Here is a 20,794-nt window from a genome sequence, read left to right on the forward strand (position 1 = left end):
GAAATATGCATATACCTGATAATTATCTCGGACCGGCCACCTGTGCGGCTTTAAGTGTAGTATCCTTGCCGCCTTTGGCCGTATCCGTGTCTAAAGTAAGACTTGAGCTTAAGGAGAACAGAGAGCTTGCGCCGATGCTTGGAGTGGGTGCTTCGCTTTCATTTCTTATGATGATGTTTAATGTACCTATACCGGGAGGTACAACCGCACATGCCATTGGAGGTGTGCTTTTAGCCGTATTGATGGGACCTTATGCCGCAAGCCTCTGTGTAAGTGTGGCACTTATACTGCAAGCCTTTTTGTTCGGTGACGGCGGAATACTCTCGCTGGGTGCCAATATCTTCAATATGGCAATCCTTATGCCTTTCAGCGGATACGCAATCTATGATTTTTTCAGAAAAAGAGGTCATAGCTATATCGGAGCGGGAGCGGGTGCATTTATAGGTATCAATATAGCGGCATTCTTTACCGCAATAGAGCTTGGTATACAGCCGATAATAGCAACAAGTAACGGATTGCCGCTTTATAATCCGTATCCGCTTTCGGTGACAATACCTGCAATGCTGATTCCGCATATGGCGGTAGCAGGTTGGGTGGAAGTATTTTTCACCGTGGTGATTTACCGCTTTGTAAATATCGCCTCTCCGGATGCAATATATAATGAAAAGAGTGTAAGTAAGGGGCTGATAGGAAAGCTCTACGGTCTGATATTATTTCTTGTAATTATCACTCCTATAGGACTTATAGCATCAGGAACCGCATTCGGAGAATGGTCGGGAGAGGAGTTGCTTGAAAAGCTTCAATCTGCAAATACGATGGCTGCATTGCCTACAGGAATGGCGAACGGAATCTCATTTAACTCATTATTTACGGACTATGAGATACCGGGTATAAATGTAGGCATCGGATATGTACTCAGTGCGGTGACGGCGGTACTTTTATTTTTCATTATTTCAAAACTGATAGGAAGTATGTATGACAAATCAGACATTGCCTGATTGGATGATGAGAGAAGAAATAACAGAGGACAGATTTGAAGTTAAAAACAGTTTTCTTCAAAGAAATCTCTCAACTGTTATTTCTCTTTTATCATATTTAAAGATTGAGGACAGAAAGAAATATAACGACAGTCCGGTTATAAGAATATGTGAATTACTTATATTGCTTGTACTTATTTACAACAGTAAAAGCATAGTGTTTTTATGGACTGTGGGAATCTTTTTCCTGGCGGAGATTGCTTTTTTTGGCGGTAGAGAAATAAGGTCTATTGTAAAAAAGATGATTAGGCTTATTATTTTTACCGCCGTCATTTTATTGCCGAGCTATTTGCTTCATCCGAGTATTCATCCGGCCTTTTTTCTTATCAGAACCGTACTTTTGCTCTTAAACCTCTCGGTATTTTTGACAAAGACATCATGGAGTGATTTTATAGAGGGACTTAGATGTCTATATCTTCCTGAGGAGATAGTTATGATATTTGATATCGCAATCAAATATTTTTATATTCTGGGAAATCATATAAGGAATATCCTCTATGCCGTCAGGATAAGAAGTGTAGGAGGTGGAGTTTCAAAAAAACTTACAGGTGCAATCCTGGGGCAGGTATATCTGATAAGCAAGGAGCATATGAAGAGCCTTTATGAGGCTATGCTGCTTAGAGGATACGGGAATAAGGTCAAAGTAAGTAAAAGATTGAAGTTAAGTAAATCCGACATATTGCATATAGGAGCTTGTATATTGTTTATAGTTTTATTTTTTATATTGAAAGGACAGATATGATTCATATTGAAAACGGAAAATATATTTATGAAAATCAAATAGGGATGGATCATATAAACCTTGATATAAAAAAGGGAGAGTGTGTATCTGTAATGGGACCGAACGGAGCCGGAAAGTCCACCTTGCTTAAGATTATTGTTGGACTTTTTGCTCTCAGTGAGGGCAAATATACCTTTGACGGTGAAGAGATAAATAAGGCATATATAAAGGACTTAAAAAGAGTATCAAATCTCTACAAAAAAGTAGGATTTGTATTTCAAAACAGCGATGTGCAGCTTTTCAATTTCTCAGTCTATGAGGAACTTGCCTTCGGGGTAAGACAGCTGGGATTACCTGAGACCGAGGTGGAAAGAAGAGTGGAAGATTGCTTAAAACTTTTACAGATAGAACATCTTAAAAACAGAGTACCTTATCAATTATCAGGCGGTGAAAAGAAGCTTGTGGCTATAGGCTCAGTGCTTACTATGAATCCTGAGGTGATAATACTTGACGAACCCTTTAACGGGCTTTCACCCAGGTATGTGGAGCTTATAAAGGATGTTTTATATTCTTTGAAAAAGGCGGGAAAGACACTGATAATTACCAGCCACCACTTCAATCAGGTAAGCGATTTGGTGGACAGCCTGTATCTTTTCGGTGAAGAGCACACTATAAAGAAAAGAGTTGAAAGACATGAATGGGACAATCTGCCTACATTTATGGAGTTTTTGGATAATGTGTAGGAGGGCGCTACACAACTATTGACAACTGATTTATAAGATGTACAATGAAATTAAATAAAAGCTTCGTGAAGGTTTTGTGTGGGGAATGAGGAGGAATCTTATGTACATGCAGTTGTTTGGGGATATTGTTGCAATAGTTATAAATATAGGAGTTTGGGTTGCTCTTGGACTTCTTATAAGGTGGTTTATATTAAAGTTAAAGAGGTAACAGTTAAACATACAGCCTAAAAAGGGGCTGTCGGGAAATGACAGCTATAAGAAAGGGTGGTGTGACTCATTTTGAGTCACACCACCCTAAGTTTTTACATAAAAAAAGATGGCTAACGACAACCATCTTTCTTCGTTACATGTTATAATGTAACTATGCTTACAGTTAATTATTATAACGACTTTTTTGAAATAGGTCAACAGAAAATCAACTTTAGCTTCTATGAATTGAGTTTACCTGATGACGATCCTGTCTATACCCTAAAAAAAGTTATGGAGGATTTAAATTTTTCCGGACTGCTAGCCAATTGTTCGGATAAGGGAAGAACAGGGTACAACCCGATCATGATGTATGCAGTTATTACTTATGCAAATATGCGAGGAATACGTTCCATCGATCGTATTGTAGATTTATGTGAACGAGATATAGCTTTTATCTGGCTTACTAGGGGCAAAAAGCCTAAAAGAGATGCTTTCTATGAATTTAAAGGCAAGAAACTTACTTCAGACATTCTTGACGATTTAAACTATCAGTTTATGAGACGTTTACAAAAAGAAGGGCTTGTAACATTAAAAGAATTGTTTATTGATGGAACAAAAATAGAAGCAAATGCTAATCGTTATACTTTTGTATGGCGTGGAAGCATTAATTATCATCTTGCAGGTCTTTTGGATTCTATTGATAAGCTTTACTCGGACTATAATTCTTTTTTACAAGATAACGGATTTGGCGAGAAGTACGAGCTTGGAAATGCACAAATGTTTGTAATTGACGGAATTGATAAAGTTAGAGATATTATTGAAAAGAATAGAAAAAGAAAGATTACAAAACATAAAAAGTTATCTAATAACTGTATTATAGAGATTGATAACTGCTCGCCTCTTGAACTGCTTAAACTTCAGAAAAACCTTATGGCTATTGCTGACGGAGAAGGCATTGCATTTGTTAACGGAAAGGGCAAGAGAAAGTCGAAACTTCAACAACTATATGAAGAACTTGAACATTGTGGACAGCGATTAATGGGCTATAAAGAATGTTTTAAAATCATGGGGAAAGATAGAAACAGCTACTCCAAAACTGATTTGGAAGCAACCTTTATGCGAATGAAGGAAGATCATATGCTGAACGGGCAGCTAAAGCCGGCATACAATGTACAGATAGCAGTAGAGAATTATTTTATTGTACATGGTTATGTAAGTAATGATCGTACAGACTATAACACACTGATTCCTGTCCTTGAAAAACATAAGAAAGCATTTGGAGAAGTACTGGAAGAAGTGACAGCAGATAGCGGCTATTGTAGTGAGAAAAATCTATTATATCTGGAAGAGAATAAGATAGATAGTTATATAAAACTACAGGATCATGAAAAGCGAAAAACACGAGCATACAGTAAAGATATAGGTAAATACTACAACATGAAGACAACGGTATTTGAGGACGAGCAAGTCTATATCTGTCATGACGGTCGTGAACTGAGACATATCAACACAGAGAAGAAAAAACAGAACGGTTATACACAAACATATGAAGTATATGGATGTTTTGACTGTAGTGGATGTGAACATAAGCCTAAATGCCTGTATAAATATAATCCTGATAAAGATGTTGATAAGAATAAAGTAATGAAGATCAATGAAGTATGGGAAGAGCTTCGAGAGAAGTCACATGCTAATATACAGAGTGAAAAAGGAATTCTGAAACGACAGACACGCTCTATTCAAACAGAAGGTCATTTTGGAGATATTAAAGAGAATGAAGATTTCCGACGCTTTAACTATCGTTCTTCAGATAAGGTATATAAAGAATTTATGCTTTTTGCAATAGGAAGAAATATAAATAAATATCATCGTTTTCTCCATGCAAAACTAAAGAAATTTGAAGGGAAAATACAGGAGAAAACAGCATAAGAAAAAATGCAAAAGCAAAATTTATGCCAAGGGGATTTTATGCCCAAAAATAGACAGCATTATAGAAAAATAAAATATCCTGACAAAGTCACAAAGCAAAATGCCTTGTATTTGTCAGGATATTTTTGTTTAGTTCTGTGGGAAGTAGAAATGCTTATTTCCCGACAGCCCCTTTTTACATTCTCCTAATTTCCGCCTGTAGCATATTTCCGACTAAAGATGCAAAGTTGTCAAGTGATTTCACCTTTACAAAACTTATTCCAAATATTTTTTGAACATTCGGAAGGTCGGCGTCATCACCTGTAAAGGCACAGAGCACATATATGTTTTCAAGTTTTGCCTTGTGCACAAGCTCGGTCATATCCTCTATAGCGATATCACCGCTGTAATTTATTGATTTGCCCTTGACCTCAAGCATATCATTCGGCTTTATATCTGTAAGCCATATCACAACTCTGTGAGAAGCATTGTTTTTCTTCATCTGTTCCATTAAAGCGTTAAGCGCAAGACCGTCTCTGTTGGCACCTGTTGTAAAGAATCTGAATATTTCATTGTTCTTTGAGGTCTCATTGTAATCTCTGTAAAGATTCATTACAGTGTAGCCGTTCATAGATGAATATCCCCATACCCTTACAGGAACATGGCAGTTGTCAAGTGCTTTTGAAATAATATAGCCTTGTGTGGATACTGTGTCCATACGATGAATCTGTGAAGCCGAGGCATCCAGTAAAATATCGACACTTATATTGCCGCTACCTTCCGCCATCTGTTTTTCAAAAATTTTATTATTGTTAAGATACAGAGCCTTCCAGACAAGAGCCGGATTTAATTTACCGGTCTTTGAGTAGACGGTAGTAGGCTCAAGCTGAGTCAGTAGAGCATTTTTGATACGATTTGTAAGTTCCAAGATGACGGCATTATTACTTCCTATATTGTCAAAGAAAAATTCTTTGTTTTTAGTATACTGCTTTTGCATTTCTTTTCGCATTTTTGCGGCAAATCCGCTTACCTTGTCTTCACTTTCACCTCTTGTAAAAAATATTCTGGTACCTTCGTGATTACCGGTACAGCACTCTCTTTGTATTTTCTCTGAAGTCTTATCATCATAGATGGACTTTCCGAAATAGCTGCTGATATATTTTCTAAGTCCTTCTTCCGTGATTCTGTTAAATTTTTCAGAGTCTGTTTCAAATGCGGAGGCGTCGACACCTCCCTGATTTTCAACATAGCCGAGTACAAGCTTGGTGGCGCCTTCAATTTCATTTGATACACCTGCCTTTTTGCCGAAGAAGAGTCTTGGAACAGGGATTTTGAATCTGTGTTTTTGCCCCATTGCACTGACACCGGGAAGATAGGTAAAATACTTTGCAAGAGTACCTGAGAGACTCTTTATAAAACCTTCAGTATCCACATCCGCACCGATCTCCACCTCACTTAAGAGCTTCCTGTCTACCAAATCGGGCAGCCCGCTGTCCTCACCCATAGAAGTTCTGTAATGTCCTTCAAGTATCCATCCCTCTCTGCTTTCGGCAATACTCGGCATAAACTCTATAAGCTTTTGTTTGCAGTACTCTTTCCTAAGGAGTGGAAGACTTGGCCTTGAATCCTTTTCCTTTTCAAAGGTGGAATTTTCAAGTGCAATCCAAAACAATGCTTCATAGGTTCCCTGTCCTATGGTTTCATGGAAGGTATTGTAAAACTCCTTTAACCTTTTCCAATCAAAATGTGCATAGCTGCTGCCAAGTATTGTATTCCAATAAAGATCGGCTTTTGCATTATTGTCATACATACGAAAACCGACGGAAACATCATAATTTCCTGCGGCGTTCCAGATCATGTTTGCAGCTCTCTTTTTTTCAAACTCCGTCAAGATCATGAAAAAATACTCTCCCCCGAAAGGCTCTCAGGCAATCTTGCGCTTACAATATCAAGTACAAGCTGTCTTTCATACTCGTCAAAACATTTATTGATAAGTCCCATTTCCAAAGCCTTTGTAACTCCAAGTCCTTTTTTCATCATACCTATACAGGATATAAGACCTCTAAGGTCAAGACTTCTTGTAGAGATTTCACCGCCCTCACATTTTTTCCTTATTTCATCAAAGAGAGCGGCAAACTGTGATATGTACTCAGGCTTTAGTGTAGGATATTTATCCTTTATAAGTTTTTGTAAGTTCTCTGCAGATATAACAGGCATATGAAGTACCATAAATCTTGAAGCAAGAGCTTCGTTCATCTCTCTGGTACCGGCATAGCCGTAGTTCATTGTGCCTATAAATCTTGTGGCTTCATGCAGATTTATCCTGTCATATCCCGGCAAATCAATGGTTCTTCTGAAGTCAAGTACCGCATGAAGTACGGCAAGGGATTCATTCTTTGCCATATTTATTTCATCAAGCACTCCGAAACCTCCCTTTACGGCACAGTTTAATATAGGTCCTTTTCTAAGCTTGACTTCTCCGTTTTCAAAGGTATCGGAGCCTATAAGAGATGAAGCGTCGGTATTTATATAAAGTGAGATATCCCACTGAGGTCTTGCAAATGCCATGGCAAGATTTTGTGCCAATACGTTCTTTCCTGTAGCCTTAGGGCCGTCAAGCAAGATATTTTCACCTGCTATTATTGCTGTGGCCGCTTCTTCCCAAATCTCCTTGCCGTAGTAGAGATATGAATCCTTAGGGATTCTTCTTTCATCCTCGGCTTCAAGCTTATAAAAGCTTCTGAATGACTTTATCTCTGAAATGATTTTATCCGATATATTTTCCTGTTTTAAAAATTCTAAAATTTCCATATTTCCTCTGTCTAATAAAAAATAATAAAAAACTCCCAAGACAGTATTATATTACAACCGTCTTGAGAGTAGCAATAATTTTATTTACTTTACAGGATCGGCAGGAGTGAAACCACCCTTTTTACCTCTCCATATAGTAAGAACTGCGTATAAAGCGGCAATTACAGCACCGCCGATATAAGCAATATTCCAGCTTAAACCGAAGCCAAGCTTTGCATTCAAGATATAGCATGCACAAATAAATGTGTAGAAGATACCGGGTATAAGGGTCATCCATGCCCACTTTCCTCTCTTATTTATTATTAAATAAATAGTAGCGGCGGCAAGCGGGAAGAGTGCCATTGTCTGGTTAGACCATGCGAAATATCTCCAAAGAATATTGAATCCCTTAGGATCAATCTTTGCCCAAACAAGGATTGCACCTACTATAACGAAAATAGGAACGGCAAGACTTAGTCTTCTTGCATTGTTATCCTGCTTGAAATGGAAAGTATCTGCAATAGTAAGTCTAAGTGCACGAAGTGCTGTATCTCCTGATGTTATAGGAAGTATAATAATACCGATAAGTGCTACGGCTCCTCCGATAGGTCCAAGAGCATATCTACATACTACACCTACAACACTGGTAGGAGAAATAGCAACAAGCTCTCCTCCTTTTTGGATCATATACTGCCATACACCCTTGTCACTAAGCTGCATTGTGATACCGCCGTGCTCGGCTGTGAACTGGATAAGTGCCATTGTGCCTGCAGCCCATACCATAGCGATAAATCCTTCAACAACCATCATATTGTAGAAAGTCATACGACCTTCTTTTTCGCTCTTAATTGTACGAGCTACCAAGGCTGTCTGTGATGAGTGGAATCCTGAAAGAATACCGCAGGCTACAGTAACGAAGAATATCGGGATAAAATGTCCTGCTTTAAAATATGCAGCATAGTCAAATGACTGTGTTGCCCAGCTTCCCCAAACATTTACAAGCGGATAATGGAAGATAACCATTGCACCGAATACACCAAGTGCGGAGAATACCAAAATCGCACCGAAGATAGGATATACACGTCCGATAATCTTATCAATCGGGAATACTGTTGCAATAAGGTAATAAGCAAAAATCACAGCGTAAATGACCCATGTTGAAACTTCTGTAGGAGCACCGCTGAAACCGAATACCTGAGTTGCGGCTATATCACCGGGTGTATAAATAAATACTGTACCTACAAGTAAAAGCAAGAGGCATACAAATACATCATAAATCCAGAATACGGTTTTACTTGTATATTTGCGAACCATCTCAGGCATCTGAGCGCCGCCGTCTCTTGTACAAATCATACCTGCAAAATAGTCGTGAACCGCACCGCCGATTACATTACCTATCGGTATTGTAAGAAGTGCTATAGGTCCGAAAAGAATACCCTGGATAGGTCCGAGAATTGGTCCTGTTCCTGCGATATTAAGTAGGTTGATAAGTGCATTTTTCCATGTAGGCATAGGAACGTAGTCTACACCGTCCTGCTTAGAATAAGCCGGTGTTTCTCTGTCGTCAGGCTGGAAAACATGGTCACATAACTTGCCCATAAGAAATCCGCCTACGATTAGAATCACAAGGCCGATCATAAATGTTGCCATAGAAAATTCCTCTCTTTCTTTCTATGTTAAGTTTTTACACATTTAAAGTACTACATGTTAATAAAATTTTCAAGATTATTTTAATAAAAACAAGGAAAATACATTCTGAAAAATAGTAGTTTTGATGGCCTAACTAAAGGGTTTCGGTTACAAATTTAAACCGTATTGAGGTTTGAGACAATGCCTGTAATTCTTTGATTTATTCGGTATTACGGTAATTAAAAAATTAATAAAAACTAAATGATTAGTATCTACTGACTATGCTATTATATGCATAACAATACTATTGTTTTTTATGAGGTACAATTTGAAAATCGGGGATATTTTAATAAATCGAGGTGATAAGAAAAGCTTTCAGATAAACGAGATAAGCGGAGTGGCGTTTTGCGGTAAAAATGAAGGTAAGACACTTCTTATCACTGCAGGAGTACATGGCGGAGAATATGTGGGCATTGAAACCTGTATGAGACTTACAGGTGAACTTGAGCCTGAAAGGATGTACGGAAATGTGGTAATCTGCCCTGTTTTAAATAAGGACGGATTCTTACACGGTGTAAAGCAGATTTGCACGGTAGACGGTAAGAATCTTAACAGGGAGTTTCCGGGAGATAAAGACGGCACATTCACACAAAAAATCGCCTATGATGTGGAGAAGTATCTGTATACTCTTGCAGATTTTATAGTGGATTTGCACGGGGGAGATATGAATGAAAAGCTGATACCTCTTATATTCTTTCCATATGACGCCGGAGAGAAGATGAGAGAGTATGTGGGCGATATTGCAGGCAGAATGAACGTGTATTTCAGAGTGGGTTCTTATGCCGACAACGGGCTTTACAGTTACGCCGCAAAGAAAAACATACCTGCGATGCTCTATGAAAGAGGCGGTCACGGTATATGGAGCGAGTCTGATGTGATTGCCGAAAAAGAAGACTTATATAAGCTTATGGAGATACTTGGCATTATAAGAGAAGGTTATGATATTTCCGTGAACAAGTCTCAAAAAGAGATAATAAAAGCCGAGTATGTGGGAGCGGATTCGGACGGATTTTGGTATCCGTATTTTACTGTCGGAGATAATGTAAAAGAAGGTGAGCTTCTCGGCATTGTAAAAAATATGGACGGTATAGTCGTACAAATGGTGAGAGCGAAGTTTGACGGAATCATACTTTATTACACACTGTCCTTAGGAGTAAGAAAAAATGATACTCTGATGGCATACGGCAGGGAAATTTAATAAACCTCTTGACAAAGACTTGCTACAAAATTAAAATACTTTGAGTATCAAAGTATTTTGATATTTAGGATAAAACATCCTATACCAATTTACTACTTTGATGAAGTCTTACGAAAGGACTTGTGAAAAATGGGAATAGCACTTGCAGGAACAGGCTCAAAACTGCCTTCTAAGGTTTTGACAAATGATGATCTTAGTAAAATGGTGGATACAAGTGATGAATGGATCAGTCAAAGGACAGGAATCAAGCAAAGACATATCATAGGTGAGAATGAAAACCTTGTAAGTCTTGCGTTTGAGGCCGGAAAGGAAGCACTTAGATCTGCGAATATTGAAGGTAAAGATTTGGGTCTGATAGTAGTGGGAACATCCACTCAAGATAAGAGACTTCCGAACACCGCATGTGAGTTACAACCGCTTTTGGGTGCAAGTGATTGTGCCTGTATGGATGTAAGCTCTGCCTGCTCAGGATTTGTATATGCTCTCAGTATTGCATATTCCATGATGAGCACTCTTAATATCGAGTACGCTCTTGTAGCGGGAGGTGATGTACTCTCAAGAGAGATGGACTGGAGTGACAGAACCACCTGTGTACTTTTCGGTGACGGTGTGGGTGCTGCTGTACTGAAAAAATCGGATATCGAAGAGGGATTTTTGAGCTTTGATATAGGTGCGGATGGAAGTAAGGGATTTGCGCTGTATGACAAATCCTACGGTGATGACAGATATATAAGAATGGACGGACAAGAGGTCTTTAAATTCACTGTCAGAACGGTACCTCACAGCATTGAACAGGCTATACAAAAAGCGGGGGTACATAAGGATGATATAGATTTATATCTTTTACATCAGGCAAATTTGAGAATACTTGAGGCGGTATCAAAAAAGCTTGATATTCCGCTTGAAAAGTTACCTCATAACCTTGAAAGAACCGGAAACACTTCGGCAGGAAGTATACCGCTGTTACTGGATGAGGTGATAAAAAAAGGCATGGCAAAAAAAGGAGATTTGATTTTGCTTTGCGGATTCGGAGCAGGATTAACCTGGGGAACTTGTGTATTAAGATTGTAGTCATACAGGCTGCAACTTACTATAAAATAAAATAAGCATATTGCTAAAGAATGGAGAAAATTATGTCAGAGAAAATGAAATCAATTATTGCAGAGCAGTTAAATATCGATGCTTCAGAGATTACTTTGGAGTCAAGCTTCAAGGACGATTTAAATGCAGACTCACTTGACCTTTTTGAGATGGTAATGGCACTTGAGGATAACTACGGTGTTGAGATACCTTCAGAGGATTTAGAGAAGCTTTTGACTGTAGGAGATGTGGTAAATTACCTTAAGGACAAGGGCGTAGATAATTTATAAAAAATAAAAAACGCCTACGGGCGTTTTCTTAAAAAGGGCAGAGGAAAGTAATGCAAACAGATATAACAAAGCTATTAGGTATAGAATATCCGATAATTCAAGGCGGTATGGCATGGGTTGCCGAACACCACCTTGCAGCAGCAGTAAGTGAAGCGGGCGGCTTAGGTCTTATAGGAGGTGCCAATGCACCTGCAGAAGTCGTAAGAAACGAGATAAGAGAGGCAAGGAAGCTTACAAGTAAGCCTTTCGGCGTAAATGTAATGCTTATGTCACCACATGCTGAAGATATCGCTAAAGTAGTAGTGGAAGAAGGTATAAAAGTAGTTACTACCGGTGCCGGTTCTCCTGAAAAGTATATGAAGATGTGGAAAGAAGCCGGAATAGTGGTAATTCCTGTTGTAGCAAGTGTGGCACTTGCAAGAAGAATGGAAAGAACGGGAGCGGATGCCGTGGTTGCCGAGGGTACGGAGAGCGGCGGACATATCGGTGAAGCTACAACTATGACTCTTGTACCTCAGGTGGTTGATGCGGTAAATATACCTGTTATTGCGGCTGGAGGTATTGCAGACGGCAGAGGTCTTGCGGCATCACTTATGCTTGGAGCCAAGGCGGTACAGATGGGTACAAGATTTGTGGTAGCCGATGAGTCTATAGTAAGTGAGGCTTATAAGGACAGAGTAATAGCGGCAAAGGATATAGATTCTGCAGTAACAGGCAGAAGCCACGGACATCCTGTAAGAAGTCTAAGAAATGCCATGACCAGAGAGTATTCAAAACTTGAGGCCGAGGGCAAGAGTTTTGAAGAGCTTGAGTATTTGACACTGGGTACACTAAGAAAAGCCGTTATGGAAGGCGATATAGTACACGGAACGGTTATGGCGGGACAAATAGCAGGTCTTGTAAGCAAGAAACAAAGCGCAAAAGAAATCATTGACGAGATAATGAGTGAGGCAACTAATCTTTTAAAGAATGCAGGGAGCTTAGTATAAATTATGAAGATAGCATTTTTATTCCCGGGACAGGGAGCTCAAAAACAAAATATGGGCAAAAGTTTTTATGAAAATGATGCGGATTCAAGAGCAGTTTTTGATAGTGTAAAGACTGTAACGGGAATAGATGCATGTGATCTGATTTTCAAAGAAAATGATGAATTAAACAATACAAGATACACACAGATAGCTATGGTGGCCACAGGTATCGCCATGTTAAAGGCTATTGAAAAGACAGGACTTAGGGCTGATATATGTGCGGGACTTAGCCTTGGAGAATATGAGGCACTCTACCTTAGCGGTGCGATAAGTGCAAAAGACGCAATTGCTACAGTGGATAAAAGAGGACAGTATATGTCCGAGATAAAGGGCGGTGCCATGAGTGCCGTATTGTCTTTGGACAATGATACCATCAAGTCCATAGTGGACGGGATAGACGGATGTTGGGTGGCAAATTATAACTGCCCGGGACAGACCGTAATATCAGGTACAAAGGAAGCGGTGGCACTTGCAGGTGAAAAGTTGAAAGAAGCCGGAGCAAAGAGAGTATTGCCGCTTAAGGTAAGCGGAGCCTTTCACTCGGGACTGATGAAGGAAGCGGGAGAAAAACTTGCAAAGGTACTTGATGATATAACTATAAACGATATACAGATACCTTATGTGGCAAATGTGAATGCACAGATTGTTACGGATAAGAATGATATAAAGAAAAATCTTATAGATCAGGTGTCAGGAAGCGTACATCTTGAGCAGAGTATAAGAAAGATGATTGAATGGGGTGTGGATACCTTTGTAGAAGTCGGCCCGGGAAAGACTATGGCAGGCTTTGTAAAGAAAATAGATCCACAGGTGAAAATTTACAATATAGAAGAGTACGCGGATGTAGCAAATGTTTGCAGTCAGATTTTGGAGGCAAGATGAAAAGGTTGGAAGGAAAAGTAGCTTTGGTTACAGGTGCAGGCAGAGGTATCGGAGCGGCTATAGCAAAAAAGTTGGCGGCTGACGGAGCGCTTGTATATGTAAACTACGCTTCATCAAGTGAGGCGGCAAAAAAAGTTGTAAAAGAGATAGAAGATAACGGCGGTAAGGCAAAGATCTGCCAATGTGATATATCGGATTATGACAGTACAAAACAGATGATTGAAAACATCATAGCAGAAGAAGAAAAGATTGATATATTGGTAAATAACGCCGGAATCACAAAAGACAATTTGATGATGAGAATGAAACCTGAAGATTTTGATGTGGTAATAGCTACCAACTTAAAGGGTACATTTAACACAATGCAAGTTGTTTCAAAATATATGATTAAGAAAAGATTCGGAAGAATAATAAATATTTCTTCCGTTAGCGGTGTGATGGGCAATGCGGGACAGATAAACTATGCCGCATCAAAGGCGGGAGTCATCGGTATGACAAAGACTGCCGCAAGAGAAATGGCAAGCAGAAATATCACCGTAAATGCAATAGCACCGGGATATATAAAGACGGACATGACTGAGGCGATGACTGATGACGCCAAGTCAAAGATAAATGCAATCATACCTTTGGGATATCAGGGTGAGGCAGAAGATATAGCAAATATGGCGGCATATTTGGCAGGAGAAGAAGGCAGATATATTACAGGTCAGGTCATCAAAATAGATGGCGGAATGAGCATGTAAATGAGGTGACTATGAGAAGAAGAGTTGTTATTACAGGTATGGGAGCCATCACTCCTATAGGTCTGAATGTAGCTGATTTTTGGGCGAATATCAAAAAGGGTGTACACGGCATAGGACTGATAACATATTTTGATACCACGGACTATAAGGCCAAGCTTGCAGCCGAGGTTAAGGGCTTTGATGCAAAGCAGTATATGGACCCGAAGTCCGCAAGAAGAATGGAGCAGTTTTCACAGTTTGCGGTAGCGGCTACCAAGGAAGCCATTGAAGACGCCAAGCTTGATATGGAAAAAGAAGACCCGTATATGGTGGGAGTGGCTGTAGGATCCGGAATAGGATCACTTCAGTCTATGGAGAGAGAGTATACAAAGCTCCTTGAAAAAGGACCCGGCAGAGTTGCTCCGCTTTTGGTACCTATGATGATTTCAAATATGGCGGCAGGAAATGTAGCCATTGCTTACGGTCTTAAGGGAAAGAATATAAATGTTGTTACTGCATGCGCTACAGGAACCAACTGTATCGGTGAGGCTTTCAGATCCATCCTTTACGGTGAGGCGGATGTAATGCTTGCAGGAGGTACGGAGAGTTCCATAACACCTATAGGTGTAGCCGGATTTACTTCTCTTACAGCACTCAATACTACAGACGATCCGGACAGAGCGTCAATACCTTTTGATAAGGACAGAAACGGATTTATTATGGGAGAGGGTGCAGGAGTTTTGGTTTTGGAAGAACTTGAGCATGCAAAGAAAAGAGGCGCACATATCTATGCCGAGATGGCGGGATACGGTGCAACCTGTGACGCTTTCCATATCACATCACCTGCAGAGGACGGCTCGGGAGCCGCAAAGGCTATGGAGCTTGCAATAAATGATGCCGGAATATCTCCTGACGATATCGACTATGTAAATGCACACGGTACAGGAACACATCACAACGACTTGTTTGAGACAAAGGCTATAAAGAGCGCTTTAGGTGAGAATGCAAATAAAGTCGGAATAAGTTCAACCAAGTCAATGGTAGGTCACTTACTCGGTGCCGCCGGCGGTGTAGAGGCTATTGTATGTGTGAAGTCTATTGAAGACGGATTCATGCATAAGAATGTAGGACTTATAAATAAAGATCCGGAGTGTGATCTTGACTTTTTGACAGAGCCGAGAGAATGTGAAGTAAATGCGACTATAAGCAATTCACTCGGTTTTGGCGGTCACAATGCAAGTATAGTTATTAAAAAATTCGTGGAGTAAACTTATGCAAATAGAAGAGATTATAAAACTGATAGAGACTGTAAGTAAGAGCGATGTCGATACATTAAACTATGCTACCGATGCGGAGAAAATTGTTATAAATAAGAATAAGACAAAGCTTGTTGCGGGAGAAGTTCAGGCAGTACCTGTAGCACAGAGTGTAAGCTTTGAAGCTTCAAATACAGAAGAAGCCGTAGCCGCTAAGGGACATACAATTACTTCACCGCTTGTAGGTACTTTCTACAGTTCACCTTCACCTGATGCTCCGAGCTTTGTGAATGTGGGCGACAGAGTGAAAAAAGGTCAGGTAATAGGTATCATTGAAGCCATGAAGCTTATGAACGAGCTTGAGAGCGACTTTGACGGTGTTATAAAGGAAATTCTTGTAAAGGATGAGACTGTGGTTGAGTTCGGACAGCCTCTGTTTATATTGGAGTAAAGAATATGTTGGGAATTAAGGAAATTCAGGAGATTATACCTCACAGACATCCTTTCTTACTTATTGACTGTATCGAGGAGCTGGAGCCGGGCAAAAAAAGTGTAGGATATAAGAGCATTACATACAATGAGCCTCAGTTTTTGGGACATTTTCCGGAGGAGCCTGTAATGCCCGGAGTACTTATGATAGAGGCACTTGCACAGACAGGTGCGGTGGCTATACTTTCAGTACCTGAAAATAAGGGCAAGACGGCTTATTTCGGAGCTATAAACTCTGCAAAGTTCAAGAGAAAAGTAGTTCCGGGAGATAAGTTAAAGCTTTCATGTGAAATAATCAGATCAAAAGGCAGAATTGGAATAGGAAAAGCTGTAGCAAGCGTAGACGGCGAGATTGCGGTAGAGGCTGAGCTTACATTCATCATTGGAGAATAAATGTTTAGAAAAGTATTGATAGCAAATAGAGGAGAGATTGCAGTCAGAATTATCAGAGCACTTAGAGAGATGGGTATTATAAGTGTGGCCGTATATTCTGAGGCGGATAGAGACAGCTTGCATACAATGCTGGCAGATGAGGCTATTTGTATAGGGCCTGCACCGGCATCTAAGAGCTATCTGGATATGGACAGAATACTAAGTGCGGCTGTGGCAACAGGTGCGGAGGCTATTCATCCTGGATTCGGTTTTTTATCGGAAAATGAAAAGTTTGCAAGACTTTGCACCGAGGTGGGTATAAAGTTTATCGGACCGAAGTCTGAGACTATTGCAAAGCTTGGAGACAAGGCTGAGGCCAGAGCCACCATGCAAAAAGCGCGTATTCCTGTAATACCGGGAACAAACGGAAGTGTAAAAAATGTGGATGAAGCCCTGAAACTTGCAAAAAAAGTAGGCTTTCCGGTAATGATAAAGGCGGCTCTTGGCGGTGGCGGCAAGGGAATGAGAGTTTCAAAGAGCGAAGCGGATTTTGCCGAGAACTTTATGACTGCAAAGGCTGAGGCGCTTAAGGGATTTTCAGACGACTCCATGTATATCGAAAAATATATTGAAAGACCGAGACATATAGAGTTTCAGATAATGGCGGACAGCTTCGGAAATGTAATACATCTTGGTGAAAGAGATTGTTCTATCCAAAGAAGACATCAAAAGGTGCTTGAGGAAGCTCCTTCAGAGTTCCTTGACGATAAGTTAAGAGAGAAGATGGGAAAGGCCGCAGTAAGTGCGGCAAAGGCTGCAGGCTATGAAAATGCCGGAACCATTGAGTTTTTGGTGGATAAGCACAGAAACTTTTACTTTATGGAGATGAATACCAGAATACAGGTGGAGCATCCTGTAACCGAGTGGATTACGGGAATGGACCTTATCAAGGAACAGATCAGAGTGGCGGCAGGTGAAAAGCTCTCCGTTTCACAAAAGGATGTAAAGATAGACGGTCATGCCATTGAATGCAGAATAAATGCTGAAAATCCTAAGAAGAACTTTGCACCTTCTCCGGGAAGGATTACAAGTATGCATTTGCCGGGCGGAAACGGAGTGAGAGTGGATACACATATATATGAGGACTATATGATATCTCCGTTCTACGACTCAATGCTTTTAAAGCTGATAGTACACGGCAAATCAAGAGAAGAAGCTATTGCGAAGATGAGATCGGCACTTGGTGAGATTGTTATAGAGGGTGTGGATACAAATATCGACTTTAACTATGAGATAATAAACAACCCCGATTTTATAAAGGGTGATATAGATACTTCATTTATAGAAAAACAGTTTAAGATGCAGTAATGAAAGTTTTGAGGTGTTGTCATGTTTAGAAATGTGTTCAAAAAGACATATGCAAAGATAGAACCCGGAAATGAAAAACTGGATATTCCTGAGGGCCTTTGGAGAAAGTGTAAGATCTGTAAGGAACCTATTTTTGCGGAGGATGTTAAGGCAAATTATTATACCTGTCCGAAATGCGGCGGGTATTTCAGAGTTCATGCATACAGAAGAATAGAAATGCTTGTGGATGACGCAAGCTTCATTGAGTGGAACAAGACAATGCCTGTATCAAACCCTTTGGATTTTCCGAACTATGAACTTAAGCTTGAAGAAGAAAGAGTAAAAACAAAGCTTAATGAGGCAGTGGTAACCGGTGAAGCGACTATCGGCAATGTAAGGACTGCAATAGCTGTATGTGATGCAAGATTTATGATGTCTTCTATGGGTCATGTGGTAGGTGAGAAGATAACAGCCGCCATAGAAAAAGCCACACAGGAAAAAATGCCTATCATAATCTACTCATGTTCAGGCGGTGCCAGAATGCAGGAAGGAATGATTTCACTTATGCAGATGGCAAAGACTTCAGCCGCACTCAAAAAGCACCATGAAGCGGGACAGCTTTTTATAAGCTTCCTTACAGACCCTACAATGGGCGGAGTAAGTGCCTCATTTGCAATGCTTGGGGATATAATACTTGCGGAGCCTAAGGCGCTTATAGGTTTTGCGGGACCGAGAGTAATAGCACAGACTATCGGTACAAAGCTGCCGGAAGGATTCCAGAGTGCCGAGTTTTTGCTTGAACACGGCTTTATAGATGCTATCGTGGAAAGAGCCGACCAAAGAAGTGTGTTAAAGAAGCTTTTAAGAGCACATACCTGCGGATTCAAAAAGGTGAAAAAGATGGAAGAGGTGGGCGACAATACAAAGATAGTTGACCACAAACAGCCTAAGGTGAAGCAGCCTAAGAGCGCATGGGACAGTGTAGTGCTTTCAAGAAGAGCGGACAGACCTACTGCAAAGGATTATATTGATAAATTGTTCGGATTCTTTATGGAACTTCACGGCGACAGACTTTCAGGTGATGACGGTGCAATTATAGGCGGAATAGCAAACTATAACGGCAAGCCTGTAATGGTGGTGGCACAGCAAAAGGGAAAGAATCTGAAAGAAAACAAGATACGAAACTTCGGTATGCCGAATCCTTGCGGATATCGTAAGGCTCTCAGACTTATGAAACACGCCAATGACTTTGGTATGCCTATTATCTGTTTTGTAGATACTCCGGGAGCGTTTTGCGGTATTGAAGCCGAAGAAAAAGGTCAGGCAGAGGCTATTGCAAGGGCGCTGTTTGAGATGAGCGATATGAGAGTGCCTGTTCTTTCCGTAGTAATAGGAGAGGGCGGTTCAGGCGGAGCTTTGGCACTTGCAGTGGCAAATGAAGTCTGGATGCTTGAGCATTCCATATATTCAATACTTTCACCTGAGGGCTTTGCATCAATACTTTATAAGGATGCAAAGAAGAATAAAGAGGCTGCCGAGGTAATGAAAATCACTGCAAAAGAGTTGAAAGAACTCGGAGTTGTAGACAGGGTTATAAAAGAAAATATTCCTTTGACAATAGATACTATAGATGATGTTGTAGACGAGCTGTCTTCAAATATGGATGATTTCTTTGAGAAAAATGCAGTCAAGTCAGGCGAAGAGATTGCTAAAGACAGGTACAACAGATTTAGAAAATTTTAATAGCTGAAAGGTAAATATGGAAGTGTTAAAAATAGGTGACAGAAGTTTACTCTATCCTATTATACAAGGCGGAATGGGTGTCGGTATAAGCCTTTCCTCCTTGGCGGCACATGTGGCCGGAAACGGTGGAATGGGGATTATCTCTACGGCACAGATAGGCTTTAGGGATGATGACTTTTATAAAAATCCTATACCTACAAATCTTCGTGCTATAAAGACCGAGCTTTATAAGGCGAGAGCTTTGGCGGCGCAGGTGTTTGAAAAATTCAAGGATTCAAACAGGGCGGCGAAGTTTTTGGATAAATTAAAAGATTATGTGCCTTTTATAGGCTTTAATATAATGGTGGCAACCAATAAATATGCGGACTATGTAATAGAGGCTGTAAAAGCCGGAGCGGATATTATTATATCAGGTGCAGGATTGCCGATAGATTTGCCTGAGCTGGTGCAAAAGGGACAACAGATAAGCGGAAATGAGAAAAAAACCTGTATCGCACCTATAGTTTCAAGCAGAAAAAGTGCCAAAGTCATATTAAAGATGTGGGACAGAAAGTATAAGACCACCGCAGATGCTGTAGTTATAGAAGGACCGCTTGCAGGCGGACACTTAGGTTTTTCATATGATGAGCTTCATGAACTGGGTGCGGACACTATGGCGAGCAAAAACTACAAAAGAGATAAGTATGATGCCGAAATAAAAGAAATTATAGAAGAAGTAAGAATCTATGAAGAAAAATTCGGCAAAAAGATTCCCGTATTTGTTGCAGGCGGCATATATACAAAAGAGGATATAGAACATGCCATGAGTCTGGGTGCGGACGGTGTACAGATGGGTACAAGATTTGTAACCACATATGAATGTGATGCTCCGGATGATTATAAGCAGACATATATAGACGCGAAAGAAGAGGATATAGTTATTACAAAATCTCCTGTCGGTATGCCGGGAAGGGCAATAAGAAACGACTTTATGGACAGATTAAAGAGCGGACCTGTTCCGATAAGGCGTTGTTGTAACTGTCTTTCCACTTCGGTATGTGACAGAAAGACAATACCTTACTGTATCACCGAGGCACTTTGTTGTGCCGCAAACTCGGACGAGAGTCATGCACTATTGTTTTGCGGAGCCAATGCATACAGGGCAAACAAGATTGAGCATGTAGCGGACATTATAAATGAACTTACAGAAAATATATAGATAATATAATAAATTTTCAGACCGGGCTTTAGGAGCTCGGCCTTTTTATATTACGATTTTCTTAATATTATTCGTTTATACTTTACTAAATTACTCCGGTTTAGTATAAAGT

General features: G+C 40.2%; 19 protein-coding genes. 16 read left to right on the plus strand and 3 right to left on the minus strand.

What is annotated here, in order from left to right:
- The first annotated feature begins 5 nt into the window (after window positions 1–5).
- The 4 genes from cbiM (at window position 6) to EHW90_RS01490 (ending at window position 4,619) form a co-directional block, all read left to right on the plus strand.
- The gene (gene cbiM, locus EHW90_RS01475) at window positions 6–998 is read left to right on the plus strand and encodes a cobalt transporter CbiM (RefSeq protein ID WP_124950673.1); all 993 of its coding nucleotides are present in this window, start codon (window positions 6–8) and stop codon (window positions 996–998) included.
- Window positions 976–1,779, plus strand: a complete 804-nt coding sequence (locus tag EHW90_RS01480) for an energy-coupling factor transporter transmembrane component T (protein WP_124950675.1) — start codon at window positions 976–978, stop codon at window positions 1,777–1,779. The genes cbiM and EHW90_RS01480 overlap by 23 nt, the downstream gene beginning before the upstream one ends.
- Complete coding sequence (locus tag EHW90_RS01485; RefSeq protein WP_124950677.1) at window positions 1,776–2,501, plus strand: energy-coupling factor ABC transporter ATP-binding protein; 726 nt, start codon at window positions 1,776–1,778, stop codon at window positions 2,499–2,501. The genes EHW90_RS01480 and EHW90_RS01485 overlap by 4 nt, the downstream gene beginning before the upstream one ends.
- 363 nt (window positions 2,502–2,864) lie before the next feature.
- Window positions 2,865–4,619 (plus strand): IS1182 family transposase, encoded by a 1,755-nt coding sequence (locus EHW90_RS01490; RefSeq protein ID WP_124950679.1) that lies wholly within the window; start codon window positions 2,865–2,867, stop codon window positions 4,617–4,619.
- 175 nt (window positions 4,620–4,794) lie between these two features.
- Here EHW90_RS01490 and EHW90_RS01495 read toward each other — a convergent pair whose 3' ends face one another.
- From EHW90_RS01495 to EHW90_RS01505, 3 genes are all read right to left on the minus strand, one after another.
- A complete protein-coding gene (locus EHW90_RS01495) occupies window positions 4,795–6,495 on the minus strand; it encodes a vWA domain-containing protein (protein ID WP_124950681.1) in 1,701 nt (566 codons plus the stop codon).
- Window positions 6,492–7,409, minus strand: coding sequence for an AAA family ATPase (locus EHW90_RS01500; protein WP_124950683.1), 918 nt, complete (start codon window positions 7,407–7,409; stop codon window positions 6,492–6,494). Before EHW90_RS01500 ends, EHW90_RS01495 begins: the two co-directional genes overlap by 4 nt.
- Before the next feature lie 84 nt (window positions 7,410–7,493).
- Window positions 7,494–9,038: a carbon starvation CstA family protein gene (locus EHW90_RS01505; RefSeq protein WP_124950685.1), complete on the minus strand. Its 1,545-nt coding sequence runs from the start codon at window positions 9,036–9,038 to the stop codon at window positions 7,494–7,496.
- A gap of 307 nt (window positions 9,039–9,345) precedes the next feature.
- Here EHW90_RS01505 and EHW90_RS01510 point away from each other — a divergent pair, with 307 nt between their 5' ends.
- From EHW90_RS01510 to EHW90_RS01565, 12 genes are all read left to right on the plus strand, one after another.
- A complete protein-coding gene (locus EHW90_RS01510) occupies window positions 9,346–10,275 on the plus strand; it encodes a M14 family metallopeptidase (protein WP_124950687.1) in 930 nt (309 codons plus the stop codon).
- 129 nt (window positions 10,276–10,404) lie between these two features.
- Window positions 10,405–11,346, plus strand: a complete 942-nt coding sequence (locus tag EHW90_RS01515) for a beta-ketoacyl-ACP synthase III (protein ID WP_124950689.1) — start codon at window positions 10,405–10,407, stop codon at window positions 11,344–11,346.
- 62 nt (window positions 11,347–11,408) lie between these two features.
- Window positions 11,409–11,645 carry an acyl carrier protein gene (acpP, locus tag EHW90_RS01520; protein ID WP_007595511.1) on the plus strand — a complete coding sequence of 79 codons (237 nt, stop codon included), beginning with the start codon at window positions 11,409–11,411 and terminating at the stop codon, window positions 11,643–11,645.
- Between the two features lie 50 nt (window positions 11,646–11,695).
- Window positions 11,696–12,634, plus strand: coding sequence for an enoyl-[acyl-carrier-protein] reductase FabK (gene fabK, locus EHW90_RS01525; RefSeq protein ID WP_060931318.1), 939 nt, complete (start codon window positions 11,696–11,698; stop codon window positions 12,632–12,634).
- 3 nt (window positions 12,635–12,637) lie between these two features.
- Window positions 12,638–13,555 carry an ACP S-malonyltransferase gene (gene fabD, locus EHW90_RS01530; protein ID WP_124950691.1) on the plus strand — a complete coding sequence of 306 codons (918 nt, stop codon included), beginning with the start codon at window positions 12,638–12,640 and terminating at the stop codon, window positions 13,553–13,555.
- Window positions 13,552–14,298, plus strand: a complete 747-nt coding sequence (gene fabG / locus EHW90_RS01535; protein ID WP_124950693.1) for a 3-oxoacyl-[acyl-carrier-protein] reductase — start codon at window positions 13,552–13,554, stop codon at window positions 14,296–14,298. The genes fabD and fabG overlap by 4 nt, the downstream gene beginning before the upstream one ends.
- Before the next feature lie 11 nt (window positions 14,299–14,309).
- A complete protein-coding gene (gene fabF / locus EHW90_RS01540) occupies window positions 14,310–15,545 on the plus strand; it encodes a beta-ketoacyl-ACP synthase II (protein ID WP_124950695.1) in 1,236 nt (411 codons plus the stop codon).
- Between the two features lie 4 nt (window positions 15,546–15,549).
- Entirely contained in the window at window positions 15,550–15,984 is a 435-nt protein-coding gene (gene accB / locus EHW90_RS01545; RefSeq protein ID WP_124950697.1) for an acetyl-CoA carboxylase biotin carboxyl carrier protein, read from the plus strand.
- Window positions 15,985–15,989: 5 nt separating this feature from the next.
- A complete protein-coding gene (gene fabZ, locus EHW90_RS01550; protein ID WP_124950699.1) occupies window positions 15,990–16,415 on the plus strand; it encodes a 3-hydroxyacyl-ACP dehydratase FabZ in 426 nt (141 codons plus the stop codon).
- Window positions 16,416–17,762, plus strand: a complete 1,347-nt coding sequence (locus tag EHW90_RS01555) for an acetyl-CoA carboxylase biotin carboxylase subunit (protein ID WP_124950701.1) — start codon at window positions 16,416–16,418, stop codon at window positions 17,760–17,762.
- Window positions 17,763–17,783: 21 nt separating this feature from the next.
- Window positions 17,784–19,484, plus strand: a complete 1,701-nt coding sequence (gene accD, locus EHW90_RS01560; RefSeq protein ID WP_124950703.1) for an acetyl-CoA carboxylase, carboxyltransferase subunit beta — start codon at window positions 17,784–17,786, stop codon at window positions 19,482–19,484.
- Between the two features lie 16 nt (window positions 19,485–19,500).
- Window positions 19,501–20,682, plus strand: coding sequence for an NAD(P)H-dependent flavin oxidoreductase (locus EHW90_RS01565; protein ID WP_124950705.1), 1,182 nt, complete (start codon window positions 19,501–19,503; stop codon window positions 20,680–20,682).
- Window positions 20,683–20,794: the final 112 nt, after the last annotated feature.

Origin of the sequence: Lachnoanaerobaculum orale, from assembly GCF_003862485.1 — a bacterium.
In the GTDB taxonomy this organism is placed as follows: Bacteria; Bacillota; Clostridia; order Lachnospirales; family Lachnospiraceae; genus Lachnoanaerobaculum; species Lachnoanaerobaculum orale.

Bases quoted from the DNA above. Each gene is read 5' to 3' on its own strand.
- cbiM (WP_124950673.1), top strand. From the start codon at position 6: ATGCATATACCTGATAATTATCTCGGACCGGCCACCTGTGCGGCTTTA.
- EHW90_RS01480 (WP_124950675.1), top strand. From the start codon at position 976: ATGACAAATCAGACATTGCCTGATTGGATGATGAGAGAAGAAATAACA.
- EHW90_RS01485 (WP_124950677.1), top strand. From the start codon at position 1,776: ATGATTCATATTGAAAACGGAAAATATATTTATGAAAATCAAATAGGG.
- EHW90_RS01490 (WP_124950679.1), top strand. From the start codon at position 2,865: ATGCTTACAGTTAATTATTATAACGACTTTTTTGAAATAGGTCAACAG.
- EHW90_RS01495 (WP_124950681.1), bottom strand. From the start codon at position 6,495: ATGATCTTGACGGAGTTTGAAAAAAAGAGAGCTGCAAACATGATCTGG.
- EHW90_RS01500 (WP_124950683.1), bottom strand. From the start codon at position 7,409: ATGGAAATTTTAGAATTTTTAAAACAGGAAAATATATCGGATAAAATC.
- EHW90_RS01505 (WP_124950685.1), bottom strand. From the start codon at position 9,038: ATGGCAACATTTATGATCGGCCTTGTGATTCTAATCGTAGGCGGATTT.
- EHW90_RS01515 (WP_124950689.1), top strand. From the start codon at position 10,405: ATGGGAATAGCACTTGCAGGAACAGGCTCAAAACTGCCTTCTAAGGTT.
- acpP (WP_007595511.1), top strand. From the start codon at position 11,409: ATGTCAGAGAAAATGAAATCAATTATTGCAGAGCAGTTAAATATCGAT.
- fabK (WP_060931318.1), top strand. From the start codon at position 11,696: ATGCAAACAGATATAACAAAGCTATTAGGTATAGAATATCCGATAATT.
- fabD (WP_124950691.1), top strand. From the start codon at position 12,638: ATGAAGATAGCATTTTTATTCCCGGGACAGGGAGCTCAAAAACAAAAT.
- fabG (WP_124950693.1), top strand. From the start codon at position 13,552: ATGAAAAGGTTGGAAGGAAAAGTAGCTTTGGTTACAGGTGCAGGCAGA.
- fabF (WP_124950695.1), top strand. From the start codon at position 14,310: ATGAGAAGAAGAGTTGTTATTACAGGTATGGGAGCCATCACTCCTATA.
- accB (WP_124950697.1), top strand. From the start codon at position 15,550: ATGCAAATAGAAGAGATTATAAAACTGATAGAGACTGTAAGTAAGAGC.
- fabZ (WP_124950699.1), top strand. From the start codon at position 15,990: ATGTTGGGAATTAAGGAAATTCAGGAGATTATACCTCACAGACATCCT.
- EHW90_RS01555 (WP_124950701.1), top strand. From the start codon at position 16,416: ATGTTTAGAAAAGTATTGATAGCAAATAGAGGAGAGATTGCAGTCAGA.
- accD (WP_124950703.1), top strand. From the start codon at position 17,784: ATGTTTAGAAATGTGTTCAAAAAGACATATGCAAAGATAGAACCCGGA.
- EHW90_RS01565 (WP_124950705.1), top strand. From the start codon at position 19,501: ATGGAAGTGTTAAAAATAGGTGACAGAAGTTTACTCTATCCTATTATA.